General features: G+C 65.6%; 18 protein-coding genes. 11 read left to right on the plus strand and 7 right to left on the minus strand.

Annotation, left to right across the window (positions count from 1 at the left end; genetic code table 11):
* Window positions 1-319 precede the first annotated feature (319 nt).
* From QXZ94_RS33005 to QXZ94_RS33025, 5 genes are all read left to right on the plus strand, one after another.
* Window positions 320-1,714, plus strand: a complete 1,395-nt coding sequence (locus QXZ94_RS33005) for an amidase family protein (protein WP_315725517.1) — start codon at window positions 320-322, stop codon at window positions 1,712-1,714.
* Window positions 1,714-2,190 (plus strand): glutathione peroxidase, encoded by a 477-nt coding sequence (locus QXZ94_RS33010; protein ID WP_315725519.1) that lies wholly within the window; start codon window positions 1,714-1,716, stop codon window positions 2,188-2,190. Before QXZ94_RS33005 ends, QXZ94_RS33010 begins: the two co-directional genes overlap by 1 nt.
* Entirely contained in the window at window positions 2,187-2,435 is a 249-nt protein-coding gene (locus tag QXZ94_RS33015; RefSeq protein WP_006614234.1) for a DUF3297 family protein, read from the plus strand. Before QXZ94_RS33010 ends, QXZ94_RS33015 begins: the two co-directional genes overlap by 4 nt.
* 544 nt (window positions 2,436-2,979) lie before the next feature.
* Window positions 2,980-4,035, plus strand: a complete 1,056-nt coding sequence (locus QXZ94_RS33020; protein WP_315725521.1) for a hypothetical protein — start codon at window positions 2,980-2,982, stop codon at window positions 4,033-4,035.
* Window positions 4,032-4,826: a hypothetical protein gene (locus QXZ94_RS33025; RefSeq protein WP_315725523.1), complete on the plus strand. Its 795-nt coding sequence runs from the start codon at window positions 4,032-4,034 to the stop codon at window positions 4,824-4,826. Before QXZ94_RS33020 ends, QXZ94_RS33025 begins: the two co-directional genes overlap by 4 nt.
* 273 nt (window positions 4,827-5,099) lie before the next feature.
* On the opposite strand, the gene QXZ94_RS33030 is transcribed toward QXZ94_RS33025, so the two are convergent.
* Window positions 5,100-5,543 carry a hypothetical protein gene (locus QXZ94_RS33030; protein ID WP_315725525.1) on the minus strand — a complete coding sequence of 148 codons (444 nt, stop codon included), beginning with the start codon at window positions 5,541-5,543 and terminating at the stop codon, window positions 5,100-5,102.
* 17 nt (window positions 5,544-5,560) lie between these two features.
* Here QXZ94_RS33030 and QXZ94_RS33035 point away from each other — a divergent pair, with 17 nt between their 5' ends.
* Window positions 5,561-6,025, plus strand: a complete 465-nt coding sequence (locus tag QXZ94_RS33035) for a DUF2269 domain-containing protein (protein ID WP_315725527.1) — start codon at window positions 5,561-5,563, stop codon at window positions 6,023-6,025.
* A gap of 273 nt (window positions 6,026-6,298) precedes the next feature.
* Window positions 6,299-6,709 (plus strand): SRPBCC family protein, encoded by a 411-nt coding sequence (locus QXZ94_RS33040; protein ID WP_315725530.1) that lies wholly within the window; start codon window positions 6,299-6,301, stop codon window positions 6,707-6,709.
* A gap of 926 nt (window positions 6,710-7,635) precedes the next feature.
* On the opposite strand, the gene QXZ94_RS33045 is transcribed toward QXZ94_RS33040, so the two are convergent.
* Window positions 7,636-8,985: a malonyl-CoA decarboxylase gene (locus QXZ94_RS33045; RefSeq protein ID WP_315725532.1), complete on the minus strand. Its 1,350-nt coding sequence runs from the start codon at window positions 8,983-8,985 to the stop codon at window positions 7,636-7,638.
* A gap of 127 nt (window positions 8,986-9,112) precedes the next feature.
* Window positions 9,113-9,916 carry a helix-turn-helix transcriptional regulator gene (locus tag QXZ94_RS33050; RefSeq protein WP_315725533.1) on the minus strand — a complete coding sequence of 268 codons (804 nt, stop codon included), beginning with the start codon at window positions 9,914-9,916 and terminating at the stop codon, window positions 9,113-9,115.
* A gap of 61 nt (window positions 9,917-9,977) precedes the next feature.
* Here QXZ94_RS33050 and QXZ94_RS33055 point away from each other — a divergent pair, with 61 nt between their 5' ends.
* Window positions 9,978-11,171, plus strand: a complete 1,194-nt coding sequence (locus tag QXZ94_RS33055) for an MFS transporter (protein WP_315725535.1) — start codon at window positions 9,978-9,980, stop codon at window positions 11,169-11,171.
* A 4-nt stretch (window positions 11,172-11,175) separates the two neighbouring features.
* Here the strand turns inward: QXZ94_RS33055 and QXZ94_RS33060 are convergent, their stop codons facing one another.
* Both QXZ94_RS33060 and QXZ94_RS33065 read right to left on the minus strand, forming a co-directional pair.
* Window positions 11,176-14,325: a multidrug efflux RND transporter permease subunit gene (locus QXZ94_RS33060; RefSeq protein ID WP_315725537.1), complete on the minus strand. Its 3,150-nt coding sequence runs from the start codon at window positions 14,323-14,325 to the stop codon at window positions 11,176-11,178.
* 9 nt (window positions 14,326-14,334) lie between these two features.
* Entirely contained in the window at window positions 14,335-15,480 is a 1,146-nt protein-coding gene (locus tag QXZ94_RS33065; protein WP_315725539.1) for an efflux RND transporter periplasmic adaptor subunit, read from the minus strand.
* A gap of 432 nt (window positions 15,481-15,912) precedes the next feature.
* Here QXZ94_RS33065 and QXZ94_RS33070 point away from each other — a divergent pair, with 432 nt between their 5' ends.
* The 3 genes from QXZ94_RS33070 to QXZ94_RS33080 all read left to right on the plus strand — a co-directional run bounded on the left by QXZ94_RS33070 (window position 15,913) and on the right by QXZ94_RS33080 (window position 18,174).
* Window positions 15,913-16,821: a hypothetical protein gene (locus QXZ94_RS33070; RefSeq protein WP_315725541.1), complete on the plus strand. Its 909-nt coding sequence runs from the start codon at window positions 15,913-15,915 to the stop codon at window positions 16,819-16,821.
* A 153-nt stretch (window positions 16,822-16,974) separates the two neighbouring features.
* Window positions 16,975-17,214 carry a hypothetical protein gene (locus tag QXZ94_RS33075; protein ID WP_172111152.1) on the plus strand — a complete coding sequence of 80 codons (240 nt, stop codon included), beginning with the start codon at window positions 16,975-16,977 and terminating at the stop codon, window positions 17,212-17,214.
* Between the two features lie 162 nt (window positions 17,215-17,376).
* A complete protein-coding gene (locus QXZ94_RS33080; RefSeq protein ID WP_172111151.1) occupies window positions 17,377-18,174 on the plus strand; it encodes a transporter substrate-binding domain-containing protein in 798 nt (265 codons plus the stop codon).
* Window positions 18,175-18,264: 90 nt separating this feature from the next.
* Here the strand turns inward: QXZ94_RS33080 and QXZ94_RS33085 are convergent, their stop codons facing one another.
* Window positions 18,265-19,059, minus strand: a complete 795-nt coding sequence (locus QXZ94_RS33085; protein ID WP_315725547.1) for an extracellular solute-binding protein — start codon at window positions 19,057-19,059, stop codon at window positions 18,265-18,267.
* Window positions 19,060-19,286: 227 nt separating this feature from the next.
* Window positions 19,287-20,774 (minus strand): NAD(P)/FAD-dependent oxidoreductase, encoded by a 1,488-nt coding sequence (locus QXZ94_RS33090; RefSeq protein ID WP_315725549.1) that lies wholly within the window; start codon window positions 20,772-20,774, stop codon window positions 19,287-19,289.
* Between the last annotated feature and the right edge of the window lie 177 nt (window positions 20,775-20,951).

Raw genomic sequence — 20,951 nt, forward strand, 5'->3', positions numbered from 1 at the left:
GTTTGTCAGGCTTGACCAAGCCTGTTTCCGGATCGATCGATGCAGGACGGGTATTGATCGCGGGGCACCTTGCACCGCATTCCGCGCGCTCAGCTTGTTTCTCCGTCATGGCCGGGCTTGACCCGGGCATCCACGTCCATCCACGGGTGCCGAACGACGTGGATGGCCGGGACAAGCCCGGCCATGACGAGGAGGAAAGGGCGGGGCGCAACAAGACCCATGCACTTTGTTGCATAGGCCTATCAGGAGGGCCGCGCCCAGACCGCTTTCTCCGTTCTGTCCGCCGCGCTAAGAACGCGGGACCATCACGGAGCTCCTCATGACCGATCTCTGGCGCCTGCCGGCTGCCGACCTTGCCGCCCTCATCAAGTCGAAACAGGTGTCCGCGCGCGACGCCGCGACCTCCGCGCTGGCGCGGCTCGATGCGGTCAACCCGGCGATCAACGCCGTGATCGACCATCGGCCCGAGGACGTGCTGCAGCAGGCCGACGCCATCGACGCCCGGCTGGCGCGCGGCGAGGATCCCGGGCCGCTCGCCGGCGTGCCGGTGACGATCAAGGTCAATGTCGATCAGACCGGCTACGCCACCACCAACGGCCTCAATTTGCAGAAGGACGCGATCGCGTCCGCGCACAATCCGGTGGTCAACAATTTCGTCAAGGCCGGCGCCGTGCTGCTCGGCCGCACCAATACGCCTGCGGTGTCCTATCGCTGGTTCACCAGCAACCTCATCCACGGCCACACCAAGAACCCGCGCGACCCCGGCATTACGCCGGGCGGCTCCTCGGGCGGCGCCGGCTCGGCCACTGCCGCCGGCATCGGCCACATCGGCCACGGCACGGATATCGCTGGCTCGGTCCGCTATCCCGCCTATGCCTGCGGCATCCACGGCCTGCGCCCGACCGTCGGCCGCATCCCCGCCTTCAACACCTGTCTGCCGGAGCGCCCGATCGGCCCGCAGATCAGCGCCGTCTCCGGCCCGCTGGCGCGCACGGTCAACGACGTCAGGATCGCGCTGGCGGTGATGTCGGCGCGCGACGTGCGGGATGTCTGGTGGATGCCGGTGCCGCTCGAGGGACCCCCCTTGCCGAAGCGCGTCACGCTCTGCGTCAACCCCGATGGCCTGAACCCGGTCCCCGAGGTGGTCGCCGCGCTGCGCGATGCCGCCAAGCGCTTGGAAGCCGCCGGCTGGACCGTCGAGGAGATCCAGGACACGCCGCCGATGCAGGAGGCCGCGCTGCTGCAGACCCGGCTCTGGCTCGGCGACGGCTACGAGGCCCAGCTCGCGGCGGCAGAGAAGGAGGGCGACCCCGGCGCGCTCGCCTGCCTGCGCGGCAACCGCGACAAGGTGCATCCGTTCGACCTCTCAGCGACGCTCGCACGCCGCGCCGCGCTGACCCGGCAGTGGCTCCTGTTCATGGAGCAGCATCCGCTGCTGCTGCTGCCGGTCTCCGGCATGCTGCCGTTCGCCGACCAGCTCGACCGCAAGGACGAGGAATCCTTCAAGCAGGTCTGGCACGCCCAGCTGACGCAGATCGCGATTCCGTTCTTCGGCCTGCCGGGCCTCGTGGTGTCGACCGGCATGGTCGGCCGCGTCCCCGTCGGCGTGCAGCTCGTCGGCCAGCGCTTTCGCGAGGACATGTGCCTTGCCGCGGGCGAGGCGATCGAGGCCGGCGGCACGCCTCCGTCGCCGATCGATCCGGTGCTGGGCTGATGGCTGGCATCTACGATTTCACCGCGACCTCGCTGAAGGGCGAGGAAGTGCCGTTGAAGCGGTTCGAAGGCCAGGTGCTGCTGATCGTCAACACCGCCAGCGCCTGCGGTTTCACGCCGCAATACCGCGGCCTGGAAGCGCTGCACCGCGCCTACGCCGACAGGGGCTTTGCCGTGCTCGGTTTTCCCTGTAACCAGTTCGGCGCCCAGGAGCCCGGCACGGCCGAGGAGATCGGCGCGTTCTGTGCCGGCAAGTACGACGTCACCTTCCCGCTGTTTGCGAAGATCGACGTCAACGGCGCCGACGCGCACCCGCTGTACCGGTTCCTGAAGGGCGAGAAGACGGGCCTGTTGGGCTCGGCGATCAAATGGAATTTCACCAAATTCCTGGTCGATCGCACCGGCCACGTGGTGTCGCGCCATGCGCCGACCACCACGCCCGAGGCGTTGAAGAAAGAGATCGAGGCACTGCTGTGAGCGACAACGAGACCTTCACCTTCCCCGACCGCCTCTCGGTCGATCCGAAGAGCCCCTATTACAACGCGGAGATCCTGTCGCGCGACGTCGGCATCCGCTTCAAGGGCGCCGAGAAGACCAATGTCGAGGAATACTGCATCAGCGAAGGCTGGATCCGCGTCGCCGCCGGCACCGCCAAGGACCGCCACGGCAACCCGCTGACGATCAAGGTGCATGGCCCGGTGGAGCCGTATTTCAAGGATTGAGCGGCGGGGGGCCCGTCGCGGCCGTATATGTCGCCCGCTAGATCCACCCGCGTCTGGCCACCGCGTTGAGGGCAAATCGCCAACCCAGACCTCGTCATGCCCGGGCTTGTCCCGCCTGCGCGGCCGAAGCCGCTTCGGTGCGCAGGCGGGACAAGCCCGGCCATGACGGCGCTTGGGGCGGACAGTGCATCATCACACTCCGCTGTCATCGTCCGCGAAGGCGGACGATCCAGTATTCCAGAGACGGCAGTGATCAATCGAGGAGCCGCGGCGTACTGGATTCCCCGCCTTCGCGGGGAATGACACTGAGGTTGAGGGGGAGCGTCGGTCTCACGGACAGGAAGCCAATGCGTGGGGGCGGGGGTCTAAGGCGCTCAAGAAATTCTTGAGCGTCGCTCAAAATAATTCTTGAACGCCGCTCACGTTCCGCTACACTCACACTTATCCGCCCCGCCGCCGGCATCGGCCCGCGACGCGCAACGCGAGCAGCGTTTGCGCGACCGGACCCGCACGCCCCTCTGGCGGACCATCTGAGGAAACGACCATGTCCTACTCCGAAACCGACCTCCGCGCCGCGTCGAACGCCGGCGCCATCAGCCCCGACGAGCTGCAGCGCCTGCTGGCCTATCTCCACCAGCGCGCTCCATCCATCGACACCCCCCGCGCCAAATTCGATGCTGCGCATCTGCTCTGGTACGCCGGCGCGCTGATCGTGATCGGCGCCATGGGCCTGTTCTCGACAGTGGCGTTCTCGCAAATGGGCGGCCGCGCCCTGACCGCCTGCGCGCTGGTCTACGCCTTAGCCTTCGGCTTCGCCGGCGACCACCTCTGGCGGCGCGACTTGCGCGTCCCCGGCGGCCTGCTGATCGCCATCGCCGTCTCGATGGCGCCGCTCGCCGTCTACGGCCTCCAGGCCGAGTTCGGCTGGTGGGGCAGGTTCGGCAAGCCCGGCACGGTCCATGACTTCTACGTCTGGATCAAGGGCAGCTGGCTGTTCATGGAAATCGCGACCGTCGTCGCCGGCTGCATCGCGCTGCGCTTCTACCGCGTGCCCTTCATCGTCGCGATCATCTCGGTGGCGTTGTGGTTCATGTCGATGGATCTGACGCCCTGGATCTTCAACGTCAGCCATTTCGACTGGGAGATGCGCCGCATCGTCTCGATCTGGTTCGGCTTCGGCATCCTCAGCGTCGCCTGGATCGTCGACTACACCAGCCGCAGCCGCGACTTCGGCTTCTGGCTGCATCTGTTCGGCCTGATGGCCTTCTGGGGCGGCATCAGCGCCACCGAAGGCGCCACCGAGTTCGGCAAGGCGATCTACTGCCTGATGAATGTCGGCCTGCTTGCCGTGGCCGTCATCATCGTCCGTCGCGCCTACGCCGTGTTCGGCGCCATCGGCATCACGATGTATCTCGGCCATCTCGCCGAAATCGTCTTCAAGGACTCGCTGCTCTTCCCCTTCGCGCTGTCGCTGATCGGCGTCGCGGTGGTGGCCGCGGGGCTGGCGTATCATAGGAAGCAGCGGGTGATCGCGGACTGGCTGGCGGCCAATCTGCCGGCGGCGGTGCTGCGGCTGCGGCCGCAGGGCGGACTGGCTTGAAGCGTGCCGGTCCAGCCGTCATGCCCTTCATCCGTCCTCTCCCTGAGGTTCTCGAAAGCAAGGCGAGCTGGTTCGTCGCGCTGTTGTGGTTCATGATCCTCCCGGCCGCGTTCTATGCGCTTGCGGTCGGCATGGTGTCGAGCAAATGGGCGACACACAATCCCTTGCACCAGGACGTCCCCCTCGCGACCACCAGGATCTTTTTGGCCTGGGCGGTGCCGGCCTTCGGTCTGGTCGTCGCGCTCGCGGCCTCGATCGCGCATGCCGCCGGGAGGGGCTTCGCCGCGGCGCTGATCGGGATCTCCTCCTGGCTTGTGGTCGTCATCGGCGGTCCGATCTGCGTCGCACTGACGCCGCGAGGACCTCAGTCGTACGACCGGGTCGTGGCTGGACAGCACTTCCTGATCCCCTGGCGCTATCGGCCGGTCGTCGACTTCGTCATCCCCAACGGCTTCGGCTTCACCGCTCATGTGTGCCTGCAAATCCCTCAACTCGGCGTTTATGACGCGGATTGCGGGAGCGCAGCAGCCAAGGTAACGGTTGCTCCCGGCAGGGGGTCCGAGAATCAGAACGGCCTCAACACTTGCGGGACTTACATCTGCCAGCGCCGCCTCGTTGTGCAAGGCTTTGTCATCGACTACGACACGACCACGCCCGATGATGACCCGGACAAGAATGCGCCGAACTCGGCATCTGACGTCTCGAGCTGGAGCGATACAGACCGCAATCTGGCGGCACTGGTGATGAGCTGGAAAGTCGATATGTCGGCTGCGATGACAGAGCAGAAATAGCTCTTCACGACCGCCGCGTCGTTTGAGCCGCGAGCAAGGTGGCGAGCATGAAACGACATGCTTCATCCTCGGTGGAGAATTGCCGGACGCTCACTTAGTGGCCGCGCTGATAGTAATGGAAGGTCCAGAATGACCCGTCTCGCTCCAGCCTGTATTCCAACTCACCGGCCCCGATGCGGTGAGTGCCGCTGAATGCAAGACACGAAGACGCGCGCTTCATGCGAGGAACCACAACCTGCCGGAAGATTCGCATTCGGATAGTGAGCGGTATTATCACTTCAGGTCGGACCATGTCTGGAAAGACATGGAGTGGATCGATCTCGTGCCCCGTCGAACCATAGTCGCCGCCTCCTTGGAGGAGATCGCCTCAATATCCTGCGCGTCGGATTTGAGATCGAAAGCCATCACGATTTCATTCGTGTGGTTGGCTATTTCAAGCATGTGGTGGCCTAGAGCTCGCCCCCAATTCCGACGCGACGCGCGGAAGACCGCGATGGCTTGGTTGGCGCGGCTGCGATTTCGGTGGGTCTCGGCGACAGCCCATGAAGCTCCTTCGAGGAGGTAAGCCGTCATGAGCTGGCTGAAATACGCTTTCGCTGCTCTCATGGGTTGTGTGACAACCGCAATCTTGTCATTCCCTCCCGGCCATTGCATGGTTGCATTGAGAGATGCGTTCCCTCCGCGCGCGCAGGCTGACCGCAACACGTGATCGAACATGGGGGCAACGCCGGGTCATGCTCTATCAGACGCTGACACTGATCCACATCATCAGCGCTACGGTTCTGTTCGGTGGCGGCGTCTTCGCCGGCGTGCTCGGGACCATTATCTATGGTTCTCACAAGACCAGATGGATCGCGGAATTCGGGCCTCCTATCGTCAAGGTCGAACTCTATATGACCGTCCTCGCGGCGCTCACTCAGGTGGTCACGGGATTTTGGATGGCCTCGATCGCGGACTACCCGCTTTCGAGCGGCTGGCTCGGTTGGGCCTTGATGCTGCTGTGCATCGCGGGCGTCTGCTGGATCTTCGGCGTGTGGCTGCAGCATCGCATGGTCGACCTTTCGAGCAAGGCTGTTGAGACGAACTCGGGATTGCCTGCCGAATATCACAAGCTGTTCAAGGTCTGGACCTTCCTGGGCCTGCCTTCAACGACGGCCATGATCGGCATCTTCTATCTGATGGTGTTCAAGCCGGGCTGATCGCTTTCGGCGGTGGTTCTCGCGATCGCTTGGATCACGCACAGATCGAGAGTGGTACCGTTAATTCAATCGGTGACAGGGCAATTCGGTGACCGCTGCGGCGGCAACGAATGACGCTCGTATCGCTTTGCGCATCGCAAAGCCTGCGGCCTCATCCCTGGAGGCAAGATTTGTCGTATCCGTCTGTCGGGATCTGCCAGTCTGTATCGTCCTTCGAGCACAACTCCTGCACGTCTGCAGCGAGCCGTCAAATCGAGCCAAGGAGCAATGGTCATGCGGATCACCGTCGAAACCACCGTCGCAGCCCCGATCGATCAGGTCTGGCGCGCCTATACGACGCCGGCAGACATCGTGAAGTGGAACGCTGCGTCGGACGACTGGCATACGACCAAGGCCACGGTCGATCTGCGGGAGGGCGGAGATTTCTCGTCGCGGATGGAGGCCAAGGACGGCAGCATGGGTTTTGACTTCGCCGGGACCTACACGAAGATCGTCGAGCACAAGCTGATCGCCTACGTCTTCGGCGACCGGAAAGCGGACGTCCATTTCGAGACCGGTTCGAACGGCGTTCTCGTCCGCGTTGTCTTCGATCCTGAAACGACGCACCCGGTCGAGATGCAACAGCAAGGCTGGCAGGCCATTCTCGACAATTTCAAACGGCACGTGGAGGCGAAGGCGTCCTGAGTGTGCCGGGCGCACGGCGTCCCGATAGGGCGTCGTGAGCGGCCTGAATCTTCGCTCTTGACAAATTCCGAAAATCAGCAATACTGCCCGCATCCTGCCTCATCGCGGAGGGGCGTACGCGTCGTCACGAACGTCGGGGCAGGATGCGGTGGCCGCAGCGGCGACGGTGGACGACCGGCGTTCTTGCGGACGGAGAAGTCGTGTGGTCCTGGCCTCTCGACGCTGAGGTCAAGTCTGCGTTGTTGCTTGGCGGCACGCGCGGGCGATGGGGGCAAAAGAGCCCGATCCCCAGGGAGAGCACGAAGGACACCGTTCCAACCATCGCGCAGGGAAGGCCGGAATGCACCGGTCGTACCTGTGGTTCCTGCCCCGTGCATTTTCTCACGCACGGGGGCCATGGGTTGCGGCCAGCACCCGGTCTTCCCTGCGCCCTCTGTCTTTGATCGGAGGGACCTGCCGATGCAGCACTCGGGCGTCACGCGCCGCGAGGCTGCGGTCGCACGTCCTTCGAGCTGTTTGAGATGTGAAAGCGGTCCAACCTCATCGTCGTCCCGGCGAACGCCGGGACCCATACGCCGCGGCGGATGTAGCTTGCCAAGGTCTAACGGCTCGCCTGCCTCAAACGACGCCCTGTGGTTATGGATCCCGGCGTTCGCCGGGATGACGGCGGTAGTTGTGGCGTGAGTGCAGAACCCCATGGGCGCTATTGCGAGTCACAACCCTGGCCGTTTTGCTCCGCTGTCGTCCCGGGCAAGCCGTGACGCGCGGCATGGCGCCGACCCGGGACCCATACGCCGCGGCGGTCGTGGCGTGGCGGGGTCTAACGACGGGTCTGCCTCGAACGAGGTCCTGTGGTTGTGGATCCCGGCGTTCGCCGGGATGACACTGACTTTGTAGCGGGGGCGTTCCGTCTCGTGAGCGCCCAACTACGACGACAACCGCATATCCAGCAGCCGCCGGCCTTCGCCGCGCAGCAGCTTCTTCACCGCGCTCGACGCCACCACTTCGCCCTCGTTCGCATACGCCTCGTGGTTCTTCTCGATATCCTCGAGCCGGTACAGGTAGTTCACCATCACCGTCGCCGACTCGCGCTGGCCCTTGGCGGAGAGGTCGCCGAGCCAGTTGATGCGCTCGAGCCGGGCGCCGTTGCCGAGGTGGAAGCGGGCGACGGGGTCGATCAGCTTGCCCTTCGACGTGCGCGCCTTGAGGAAGTAGTGCGCGGCGAGCGGCTCGATCACGGTGCGCAGCTCCGCGGTGATCGAGGCGTCCTCGACCCAGCGCGGCTCGTTGAGCAGCTTCAGCACGTTGCGATCCTCTTCGGTCGCATCCTCGGTCGATTTCAGCCAGCCCATGAAGCCCGGCACCGGCGACAAGGTCACGAAGGTGTCGAGCTTCGGCAACTCGCGGCGGAGCTCCTCGACCACCTGCTTGATCAGGAAGTTGCCGAACGAGATGCCGCCGAGGCCGCGCTGGGTGTTGGAGATCGAGTAGAACACCGCAGTGCGGGCGCGATCGGCGGGCACCGGCGCGCGATCCACCGCGAGGAGCGGCGCGATGGCGCCGGGGATGGTCTCGGTCAGCGCGATCTCGACGAAGATCAGCGGCGCGTCGGGCATCGCCGGATGGAAGAAGGCGTAGCAGCGGCGATCGACCGGATCGATGCGGCGGCGCAGATCGTCCCAGTCGTGGATCTCGTGCACCGCCTCGTAGCGGATGATCTGCTCGAGGATGTTCGCCGGCGTCGACCAGTCGATCTTGCGCAGCACCAGAAACCCCCTGTTGAACCACGAACTCAAGAGATGCACGATGTCGCGATCGAGCGCGGCGAGTTCCGGATTGGACTTCAGCAGATCCAGCAGATCGGTGCGCATCGCGACCAGCTCGGGCGTGCCGCCCGGCGCGCGGTTGAGGCGGCGGATCAGCTCCTGCCGCCGCGGCTCCGAGGCGAAATGCAGCGCGCTCGCGCCTTCGTCCGACGGCGCCGCGCGCCATGCCTCGATCGCCTTGGTGAGCCTGGCATTGTCAGGACCGAAATCGTGAACCAGGGAGGTGAAGAACGCCTTGCGGCCGTCGGCGTCGAGATCGTGATAGCCGTCGAGCACGTCGCGGGCCATCGCGGTGCCCGAAGCTTCGCCGGCACCGGACACCAGCGCCTCGCAGAGCTCGGCGAGGCTGGCGGCATCGTGCTTGTCGACCGCGGGCGTGCCGCCGCGCAGCAGTGTCCGGCCGCGCTCGGAAATGGTGGTGATCAGGTCAGTAAAAAAGGCGTTGGCCATCTGGTCTCAGTCGAATCCCGCAAAGCGTCAGGCTGTGATGTTACATGGATTTATGGCAAAGGTAGCGACATTCAAACATAACAAATCGTCAACGCCGCCGTCGCTGTCCGCATGCGCGGTAGCGCCGTCATTCCCTCGCGCCGGCGAATTCGGTCGGTGTGCGGCCGGTCACCTGCCGGAAGGCGTACGAGAACGCCGGTACGCTGGCGTAGCCGAGATCGGCCGCGAGCTGCTTGACCGAGAGATGACGGTCGGTCGACAGCCGCTCGATCGCCGCCGCGATGCGGGCGCGCTGGCACCACGCCTTGAAGCTCAGCCGCGTCTCCGCCGCGAACAGCCGCGACAGCGTGCGGGCCGAGCTGCCGACGGCGCTCGCGAGAGTCGCGAGATCCTGCTCGCTCGCGGGCGAGGCGAGCACGAGCAGCGCGGCGCGCCGCGCGCGCGGGTCCTGCGGCAGGGGAATGAAGGTCGAGGAATCCTCGGCGCGGCGGAGTTCGAGCAGGGCCAAGCGCACCAGCAGGGCGGTGCGCTCGGGCCCGCCGGTGGCGTCGAACAGCGCGAGGATCGCCTGATGCAGCAGCGGCGAGACCTGCACCACGAATTCGCGGTCGAGCCTGAGACCGCGCGCCTCGCGTGCGAGCCAGTCGAGTTCGAAATACAGCGTGCGCATCTGGCTGTCGGCCAGCATGTCGATGGCATGCGCATGCCGCGCCGGCACCCACACCGCGCGGTCCGGCGGCACCAGCCAGCGGCCCTGCGGCGTCGTCACCTGCATGGTGCCGGCGGAGGCGTAGATCAGCTGCGACTCCCGGTGCATGTGCGGATCGAGCCGGGCGCCCTTGAGGTAGCTGCGCGCGATCAGGTGCACGCCGGGCTCGGTCGTCACCCGGTCGGCGCCGAGCGGCTTCAATGGCGTGTCCACGATGGTCATTGGCGGCTTCTCGTTGGGGCGAGCCAGTATAACCGATTTGTCCGGGAATCGAGGAACCGCCATGAATAGCCCCCGCCGCGTCATCGGCTTCGTCAACGCGGCCCATTTCATCGACCACTATGCGATGCTGATCTTCGCGGCTGCAGTCATCATCATGGGCCCCGCGCTCGGCATGGCCTATGCGGACCTGTTGCCCTATGCGACGCCGGGCTTCATCGCCTTCGGCGCCGGCGCGCTGGTGACGGGCTGGCTCGGCGACCGCTGGAGCCGGCGGCACATGATGCTGGTGTTCTATCTCGGCATCGGCCTGTCGATGATCTCGGTCGGCTTGGTGCAGACGCCGTGGCAGCTCGGTGCCGCGCTGTTCGCGATCGGCCTGTTTGCGTCGATCTATCATCCGGTGGGAACCGCGATGCTGGTGTCCTATGCCGACCGGCTCGGCCGCGACATGGGGCTGAACGGCGTCTTCGGCAATCTCGGCGTCGCCTCCTCGGCGCTGGTGACGGGTGTGGTGGGGCAGTATCTCGGCTGGCGCTTCGCCTTCATCGTGCCCGGCGTGATCACGATCGGCATCGGCTTGGCCTTCGCGATGCTGGTCGCGCATGAAGATCGTCGCGGCTCGAAGCAGGCGGCGGCGCAGGCCCGCGTGGCGCGCGAGCAGATGTGGCGCGTGGTGCTGGCGCTGCTCCTGGTGGTGATCGCGATCTCCACGACGTTCAACGCGATCACCGTGGCGCTGCCCAAGCTGTTCGCCGAGCGGCTGGCGGGGCTGACGCAGAGCCCGGCGCTGCTCGGAGTGATCGCGGCCGGTGTCTACGTGTTCGGCGCGATGACGCAGTACACGATCGGGCGCTTGCTCGATCGCCACACACTGAAGGCGGTCGCGCTGCCGCTGTCGCTGGTTCTGGCACCGCTGCTCTATCTCGCGGCCGATGCCCGCGACTGGGCGCTGATCCTGGCCTCGATCGGCATCGTCATGGGCGCATTCGGCCAGGTCACCGTCAACGACGCCATGGTCGGCAAGTACACCGCGGAGGAGTGGCGCTCGCGAGCCTATGCCGTGCGCTATTTCGTCGGCTTCACCGCGGCCGGCGCCTCGGTCGGCCTGGTCGCCTGGCTGTACGAGCGCGGCGGCTTCGTCACCATGCTGCAGGCCTTCGCCGCGCTGGCCCTGGTCGCAATCATCGCCGCGCTGATCCTGCCTCCGGAGCTCCCAGTGGCGCGGCCGGCATTGCGGGAGGTGCCCGCCGAATGATGGTTCACTCCGCCGGCTGCGCGATCACCGGCTTGGCCTTGCGCGCCGCGCGCCAGTTCTCGAAGCGCTGCACCACGACGAAGAACGCCGGCACGAACAAGACGGCGAGGCAGGTCGAGGCCAGCATGCCGGAGAACACGGTGATGCCGATCGACTTGCGTGCGCTGGCGCCGGCCCCGGTCGCGAGCACCAGCGGCACGACGCCGAGGATGAAGGCGAACGAGGTCATCAGGATCGGCCGGAACCGCGACCGCGCCGCCTCGATCGCGGCTTCCATGAGCGGCTTGCCGTCGCGGCCGTGCAGCTCCAGCCCGACCTCGACGATCAGGATCGCGTTCTTCGCCGACAGCGCGATCAGGAGGATGAGGCCGATCTGGACATACAGATTGTTGTCGATCTTCAGCGCGGTCAGGACCGCCATCGGCCCGAGCAGCGACAGCGGCACGGCGAGGATGACCGAGACCGGGGCGTACCAGCTTTCATATTGGCCGGCGAGCACGAGATAGACCAGGAGGAGGGCGAGCGCGAAGGCGAGATAGATCTGATTGGAGACGACCTTCTCCTGATACGACATCGCGGTCCATTCGTAGCCCGCGCCCGGCGGCAGGGTCTTCGCCGCGATCTCCTCCATCAGCTTCAGCGACTGGCCGGAGGAATAGCCCTGCGCGGGCAGGCCGACGATCGCCGCGGAGGGATAGAGGTTGTAGAGGCTGATCAGCGACGGCCCGACCGAGGGCTTCACCGTCGCGACCGTGCCGAGCGGGATCATGTCGCCCGACTGGTTGCGGACCATCAGGCTCTCGATCTGCCGCGGCGTCAGCCGCGCCGCGGAATCGGCCTGGACATAGACCTGGAACACGCGGCCGAATTTGTTGAACTGGTTGACGTAGGAGGCACCGAGATAGGACGACAAGGCCGAGAACACCTGGTCGGTGGTGACGTGCAGGGTCTGGGTCTTGACCCGGTCGATCTCGATGTCGAACTGCGGCACCATCGCGCGGAACGGCGACTGCACGCGCTGCAGCGCGCTCTGGCTCTGGGCGCTGGCGACGATCGCGGAGGTCATCGCCTGCAGCTTGGCATAGTCGCTGTTGCCGTCGCGCAGCTCGACCTGCATGGCAAAGCCTGCGGCATTGCCGATGCCTTGAATGGGCGGCGGTGGCAGCACGAGACTGCGGGCCTCGATGACTTCGGCGAGCTTGTCGTTGAGGCCGTAGACGAGCGAGCGCAAATCCTCGCCCTTGCCGCGCGCCTCCCAATCCCTGAGGATGATGTAGGCGACCCCTGCATTGGCGAGACTGGCGCTGTTGTCGAGCGCGGAGATGCCGGCGATGGTGATGACCTGGGCGACGCCGGGCGTGGCCTTTGCAATGGCGCCGACCTTGTCGAGGGCCTGCTGCGTCCGCTCCAGCGAGGCGCCGTCGGGCAGCTGCACGGCGGCGATCAGGTAGCCCTGGTCCTCGATCGGCAGGAAACCGGTCGGCACGCGCGACAGCCCGTAGCCGCCGGCCGCGATCAGGACCAGCGCGACGACGACGGACGCGGTGCTGTGCCTGACGAGGCGCCCGATGAGATTTGTGTAGCGCCGCTCCAGCCGGGCATAGAGATTGTTGAAGACGCGGTAGAGGATGTTGCGCTGCTCCAGCGGCACCGGCGGCCGCAGCCACAGCGCGCACTGCGTCGGCTTCAAGGTCGCGGCGTTGATCGCCGAGAGCAGGGCGGTGGCGGCGATCACCAGCGCGAACTGCGCATAGATGCGGCCCGTCAGTCCGGGCAGGAAGGCGGCCGGGAGGAACACGGCGATCAGCACCAGCGTGATGCCGACGATCGGTCCGAACAGCTGGTCCATGGCGCGGATCGCCGCGTCGTGGCCGGTCATGCCGCGCTCGATGTTGTGCGCGGCGCCCTCGACCACGACGATGGCATCGTCGACCACGATGCCGATCGCCAGCACAATCGCGAACAAGGTCGACAAATTGATCGTGAAACCGAGCGCGGCCATCGCCGCGAAGGCGCCGATGATGGTCACCGGCACGGTCGTGGTCGGCACCAGCATCGCGCGCCAGTCCTGCAGGAAGATCAGGATGACGATCAGCACCAGCACTCCGGCTTCGATCAGCGTCTTGTAGACCTCGTGGATCGAGGCATTGACGAACTTGGTGGTGTCGAACGGCGTGTCGTACTGGATGCCTTGCGGGAACGTCTTCGACAGCTGCGCCATCCTGGCCTCGACCGCCTTCTCCACCTCCAGCGCGTTGGCGCCGGGCGACTGGAACACGCCGATGCCGACGGCAGGCTGGCCGTTGAGCGAGAACATCTGGCCATAGGTCTGCGCGCCCAGCTCGACCGAGCCGACGTCGCGCACGCGCGTGACGTCGCCATTGCTGCCGGTCTTGACGATGATGTCCTCGAACTCCCTGGTCTCATCGAGGCGGCCTGCGACGTTCAGCGTGTACTGGAACGCCTGGCCGGAGGGCGCGGGAGGCGCGCCGATCTGGCCGGCGGCGACCTGCTGGCTCTGCTGCTGGATCGCCTGGATCACGTCCTGCGGCACGAGGTTGCGCACCTGCAGCTTGCTCGGATCGAGCCAGATCCGCATCGAATACTGCCCCGCGCCGAACACGGTGACATTGCCGACGCCGGGCAGGCGCGCCAGCTCGTCCTTCAGGTTGATGGTCGCGTAGTTACTCAGATAGAGGCTGTCGTACTTGGCCTCAGGCGAGGTCAGCGTGACGAACAAGAGGATCGACGTCGACCGCTTCTGCACCGTGACGCCCTGGTTCTGCACCGCCTGCGGCAGCTGCGCCAGTGCGCTGGAGACGCGGTTCTGGACCAGCACCTGCGCGAAGTTCAGATCGGTGCCGATCTTGAACGTCACCGTCAGCGAATAGCTGCCGTCCGCGCCGCTGTAGGACTGCATGTACAGCATGCCGTCGACGCCGTTGACCTGCTGCTCGATCGGCAGCGCGACGGTGTCGGCTACGGTCTTGGCGCTGGCGCCGGGATAGCGCGTCGTGACCTGCACGGTCGGCGGCACCACCTCGGGATATTGCGCGATCGCGAGGTTGAACAGCGCGACGGCACCGATCAGCATCATCAGGATCGCGATGACGTTGGAGAGGACCGGGCGCTCGATGAAGAACTTGGAGATCACGGCCGGCCCTCATTTGCTCGCGGAGACCGGCTCGATCGCCTTCAACTGCGGATCGACCTTCTGCCCGGGAATGGCGCGCAGCAGGCCCGCGACGACAACGCGGTCGTCGGCCTTGAGGCCGCCATCGATCACGCGCAGGCCGCCGTCGAGCGGTCCCACTTTCACCTTGCGCTGTTCGACCAAATTGTCGCCGTTCACAACGAGCACGTAGCGCCCGCTCTGGTCGCTGCCGAGCGCGGAGTCGGGCACCAGCAGCGCGTCATTGGCGCGATCCACGGGAATGCGGATGCGCACGAAATAGCCGGGCAGCAGCACATGGTCGGGATTCGGCACGACCCCGCGCACGGCCAGCGTGCCGGTCGATGCATTGACGGTCGGCGCGGCGTAGTCGAGCTTGCCCTGGTGCGGATAGCCGCTCTCCGTCTGCAGGCCCAGCTCGATCGGGAACTGCTTGAGATCCGTCGCCTTCATGCCGCGGCGCCGCGCCTCGGCGCGGATGCGCAGCACGTCCTGCTCGTTGACGGTGAAGTTCACATAGACCGGGTCGAGCGCGACGATGGTCGCGAGCTGGGTCGGCGACGCCACCCCGACGAGTTCGCCGACCGAGACCTGGTGCGCGCTGACGACGCCGTCGAATGGCGCGGTCACTTTCGTATAGCCATAGTTGACCTTGGCGATCTTGGTGTTGACCTGCGCCTGCTGCAGATTGGCCTGGGCGTTGTCGCGGGCCGATGTCGAATTGTCGAGCGCGACCTGCGAGGCGGCCTGGCGCGCGACGAGATCGGTCTGCCGCTTGTAGTCGGCCTCGGCCTGCTTGAACGAGGCCTGCGCACCGGCCTCGGCCGCCTGCGCCTGGTCGAGCTTGAGCTTGTAGGTCTCCGGCTCGATCGTGAACAGCGTCGTGCCCTCCTTGACGGTGTCGCCGTCCTTGTAGTCGATCGACTGCAGGAAGCCCTGGACGCGGGCGACGAGATCGACGCTCTTGACCGGCGCCGTGTTGCCGGTGGCCTCCAGATAGCGCGTCACGGTGCGCTGCACCGGTTGAGCCACCTCGACCTTTGGCGGAGGCGGCGGCTGGTAGCTGTTCTGCTCGCAGCCGGCGAGCAGCAGCGCCGCCGAACTGATGAGAAGTGCGACGGATCCGGCTCGCGGCACGGACGTCGTGGGCAGCTTCGGGGCTGCGGATGCCGTGGGAGTTTGTCGAGACGACGTGGGTCGATCCGGGCAGGTCGGCGCCATTCCGCTTTCCATATGCAATGACTGCGAACAATGTCGACGTCGAGAAACAACAAGAATGTTGGTCGCCTGAATAACAACAATCGTTCAGCGGAGGAACTGCAATGCGCAGTCGCAGCACGAAGAAATCTGCGCGCCATGCCGATCCACCCAATTTTTCCCACTTGCCAACTGCCGATCGGCGGCGCAGCGTTGCGTCATCATTTCTTCGGGCGCCGCTGGATGACGAGAGGTCGGCCGGCGGTGCCGAATTTGCGTGCGAACACATACTCACGAGCTCCAATCGAACGCCATGCACGCCGCCGCGCTGGCGACGACGGATTGACGCTCAAGACCATTGAGGATCGGCCCATGATCAATCGCTTCAGATGGATGCTCGCTCTCGGCATGGCGGCCGCGACCGGGTTTGTTGCAACGCAGGCGCTGGCGCAGACCGACGCCCAGCGCAATGCGATCAAATCGGCCTGCCGGTCGGACTACATGTCGAAATGCGCCAGCGTGCCGCCTGGCGGCGCTGCGGCGTTTCAGTGTCTGCAGAAGAACATGGCGAGCCTGTCGTCGTCCTGTCAGACGGCGGTGAAGGCGCTCGAGCCGGCGGCCGAAGCGAAGCCTGCGGCGGACGCGAAGCCCGCCGCCGAGGCGAAGCCGGCACCGCAGCCTGCCGCGAGCAAGCCGGCCGCAGCCGAAGCGAGCCAGCCGGCTGCAGCCGAAGCGAGCCAGCCGGCCGAGCCGCCGAAAACGGCCGCGCTGCCGGCGCCCGCAGCGCCCGCGCAGGCTGCAACGGCTAAATCAGAGCCGGCCAAGCCGGCAACGGCTGCGAAGCCAAGCGAAGCCCAGGTGGCGGCGATCCGCAGCGCCTGCAGTGGGGACTATCGCAAGGTCTGCAGCAGCGTGCCTCCCGGCGGCTCGGCGGCGCTGCAATGTCTGGAGCAGAACAAGGCCAAGGTATCCGCCTCCTGCGCCCAGGCGATCGCGGGCGCCGGCGGGGCTCCGGCGGCGAAAAGCGTCGCCGTGGCGGCTGCTCCCACGGCCCCGGCTGCTGCCACGCCGGCGCCGGCGGCACCCGCCATGGTGTTGCGGCCGCTGCGGCCGCTGGAGGAGTTGCGCATCGTCCGGGCTGCCTGCGGTTCGGATGCGCGCGCCTATTGCAGCGGGATCGAGCCCGGCGGCGGCCGGATCGCGCAATGTCTCGCGGCCAATGCGGGATCGCTGTCGCCGAGCTGCAAGGGCATGCTCGCGCAGTTCGCCGCTAGTCGGTAACCAGATGGGTGCTGGGGGAGTGCCGCAAGGACGGGCACGAGCTCGCAGCTGTTTCGATCCACCCAAATTGTCACAGTTGTCAGGCGGCGGCGCGCTCGGCAAAGTTCTAACAGGGTGGATATTTTACTAACCAATGATGATCAGGAGTTCGACATGCGCGCCATTCTTTCACGTATCGTTCTTTCCACCCTGTGCGGCCTTTTCGTCCTGGCATTGATGCCCTTCGTGTCGATGTCGGACGCCAACGCCGTTGTCTGCGCACGCGGCGTCGTCCGTGCCGGCTGTGCCGGCGCGGCCGGCGCCGTGGTCGTCCGTAAGCCGCCGGTGGCTGCTGCGACGACGGCCTGCCGAACGGTGCTGGTCAACGGCGTCTGGGTGCGCCGCTGCGTTTAAGGCGCACTTAATAAGTATTTGGTATCGCCTTATTTGAATCGACAATTGCGGCGCGCAAGTTTTACGCGCCGCATGCTGCTTTGCATAAGCAAGGTAAGCTGTATTTAACGGGCTCCCGGCAAGGTGCGGTCTGGATTCACTTGCATCGGATGGGAGAGGGCCATGGCGTTCTGGCGCTGGCTGCGTGATGCAGCCCTGGCAGCTGCGGTAGTCACGGTTATCGGCAACACTGCATTCGCAGCCGGCCTGAAAGAAGAAATCGCGTCGACCGGCAAGCTCCGGGTCGCCATCGCCGTCGGCCCTGCGGGCGGCGCATTCTGGTGCGTCAAGTCCGACAGCGGCTATGCCGGCGTGCCGGTCGAACTCGGAAAGGCCATGGCGGCGCAGATCGGTGTGCCCGTCGAGTTCGTCGAGCATCCGAACTCCAATGCCATCACGGATGACGCGGGGAAGGGCATCTGGGATGTGGCGTTCATGCCGAAGGATTCCGAGCGCGAGACCAAGGTCTCGTTCGGACCGGTTTACGACTCGGTCGAGACCACGTTCATCATCCGCGCCGGTCTCGATATTCCCAACATGGCGTCGCTCGACCAGGCCGGCCATGAGATCGCGGCCATCAACGATACCACGGTGCTGCGTGGGGCCAAGGCGTTCCTGAAGAAGGCGACCGTGACCGGCTTCAAGTCCTACGAGGAGGTCTACGCCCTGCTGTCGGCCGGGGAGATCGATGCGCTGGCGCTCGCGCGTGATCAATTGACCCTCATTGCCAAGCAGGTCCCCGGCACCAAGGTGCTGGCCGAGACCTTCAAGAAGACGGACAGCGCCGTCGCGGTGCCGCAGAAGCGGCCGCAATCGCTGGCTTTCGTGACGAAGTTCATGACCGAAGCCAAGGCCAACGGTACGCTCAAGAAGGCGTACGGCGCCAACAATCTCAGCGAGTCGACGCTGCTCACGCAGTGAGCCCGTCCGCCGCCGTCAACTCCGCCCATGAAACTCTCCCTGCGCGTCGTGCGAGGGAGAGTTTTTCGTTGTGCCGTCGATGCGATCGGATCAGTTCGGAGACCTTCTGACGATCGGATCGAGTCCGCTCTCGGCGATCGTCTTGCGCGCATCCGGTGAGCCCAGGAAATGGATCAGCGCCTTGCCGGCCTCCGGCTCCTTCGCTGCCATGGCGATACCGGCCGAGAACACCGTGATCTTCTGCAGCCCGGCCGGCAGCGGCCCGACGATGTCGATGCCGTGCACCGGCTTGAGCTCGCTGATCTGCTGGAAGCCGATCTCGGCCTCGCCCATGGCCACGATCTCGCCGACGGGAGTTGCCGGAATCATCCGCGCCTTGCCCTTCATCTCCTCCTTGATGCCGAGCTTGTCGAACATCTCGGTCGAGACGTAGACGCCGCTGGCGCTGTCCGAATAGGCAATCGTCTTGGCGGCGATCAGCATGCGCTTCACGGCGTCGGCGTTCGAGATGTCCGGATGCGGCGTGCCCGACTTCACCGCAATGCCGATCGGCGAGTTGGCTAGATCGGCACGGCTGTCGGGCATCACCTTGCCCTTGGTGGTGAGATCGCTCAGCGCATAGCCGACCATGATCAGCACATCGGCCGGCTCGCCGCGCTCGAGGCGAACCGGGATCGCATTCGCCGTCGTTCCCATCGACGGGCCGTAGGCGATCGTGACCTTGTGGCCCGAACGCCGCTCGAACTCCGGCACGAGCGACTTGAACGCAGCCGTCATGCCGCCGGAGATCATCACATGGATCTCCGCTGCGTGGACTGAGGTGGTCAGGAGGACGGCGGCCGAGACCGCAAGGCCGATGGTGCGCAGACGGGCGGTGATTGTCATGGCAGGCTCCGAGGCGGACCGCTGAAGGCGGAGGGCGCCCTGGATAGCGTGACCGTGCAGCGAAGGCCAGCCTTGGACTCAGCTTTGGACTCAGCCTTGGACCCGGCGACGCCTCTTCGACACGGCGGATGCGAGCGCCATTGGAGCCCGATTTCGCACTGTCATTGGCCACGCTTGCGGCGCCGCTGTGTTTGCAGTGCGGCGCGCGCCCACGCCGCCTTCGCACGTCAACTCGCCTGGTAGGTCGGCGCGGATGCCAGGAAGCGGCCATATGCGTCCGCATCTGGCGGCGTGAACATCTCGGCCAATGGATGTCTCTTCCGCCTTGTCGCGCCGATGTCAGCGAGCAGTTCGTCGAAATGCTTGAAGTGATAGGGTGCGACGCACAAGCCGCCATAGACGGCTGCGGCCGGGCGCTCGACCCGCTTGAAGTGCAGCATCATCTCGATGTTGTCTCGCATGTCGCGCTCGCTCGGCTGATGCGCGAGCTGCTTGTCGGCGTAGCGAACCAGCCAGTGCGCTGCCATGTCGGCGCAGAGCACGGTGCAGAAGCTGGAGTTGAAGCCGACGAAGCCCATGTCGGGAAGATCCGGATTGGCGATCAGCCGATACAGCCGGTATTGCCCGTCGGGATCGATCAGCTTGGCGCGATCAGCCTCGGAGAGAAAGGGAACGCCGAGCTTGTAGCCGATGGCGAGCACGGCGACGTCGGCCTGAATCCGTTCACCGCTGCTGGCGACGATCGTGTTCGGCTCGTAGTGATCGAACGTGCCGATCACCGCCTTGATCCGGCCGTCGGCGACCATCGGGAAGAAGTCGGGCGTTGCGATCGGGACCGAGCAGTTCACGCCGTCCTCGATGCGCTCCTTGGGCACCATGTTGCAAGTGGCCAGCTTGAGCTGCGCCTTGAGCAGGCTCTCAAGGCCGCGCCAATTGGCCCACACGAGAGGCTTGGCGAGACGGTGGGCGAGGCGCGCCAGCGGGCCGATGCCCCAACTCGCGAACATCTGCTCCTGCGCGCGAATGTAGAGGATGCGCTTGAAGTTGATGAGACCGCCGATGAAATAGGGAATGCGCCACACCGGCTCGCGAAACACGATGGTCACCGAGCGCGCGCCCGAGCGCACGGCGTTGACGGCGATGTCGGTGGCCGATTTCGATCCGCCGAGCACGACGACGTTGCGGTCCTTGACCATGCCCGGGTCATTGTACTTCGACGAGTGCAGGACGACGCCGCCGGCGGCCGTGAACTGATCCTCGCCGGGAAGCGACAGCGTCTGCGGCTCGTTGAACTGTCCGGTGCAGACGGCCACGAAATCGAAATCCTCACGGCCCGCATGATCGCCCGTCTTCAGATCGAGGGTCCAGCCCGGCTTGCCGTCCGCACGCCGCTGCATCGACAGAACGGTGGTGTTCAGCCGCATCAACCGCGTGAGGTCGTGGCTCCTCGCGTAGTCGGCCAGATAGGCGTAGACCTGCGGTCCCTTCGGCCACTCCGGATAGCTGTCGGGCATGGCCCTGTCGGTGTAGCGATAGAGTTCCTTCGGGCTCTGCGTCTGCACATCGGGGTAGGACCGCGCCGGCTCCCAGACGCCGCCGAGATCGGCGCTACGCTCCACGATGGCGACATTGTGGCCGCGCGCCGTGAATGCCTTGGCTGCAGCGAGGCCGGAGACTCCGGCGCCGATCACGCAGACGTTTTTTCGAGTGATCATGGGACCTCCTGTTGTCGAGCAAAAGCCGCGTGCGGCCAGCCGCGACCGGCCGCGCTGCAAGAGCTCGCTGAAGACGTGATGATGACGAAGGCCGCCCGGCGCGACCGCAGCATGCGACGATGGACAGGGCCAGCATCGAAGACCCGGCGAGACCGCTCTCGCCGTTCAGAAGTCGTT

The organism is Bradyrhizobium sp. SZCCHNS2022 (assembly GCF_032377575.1).
Lineage (GTDB): Bacteria > Pseudomonadota > Alphaproteobacteria > Rhizobiales > Xanthobacteraceae > Bradyrhizobium > Bradyrhizobium aeschynomenes.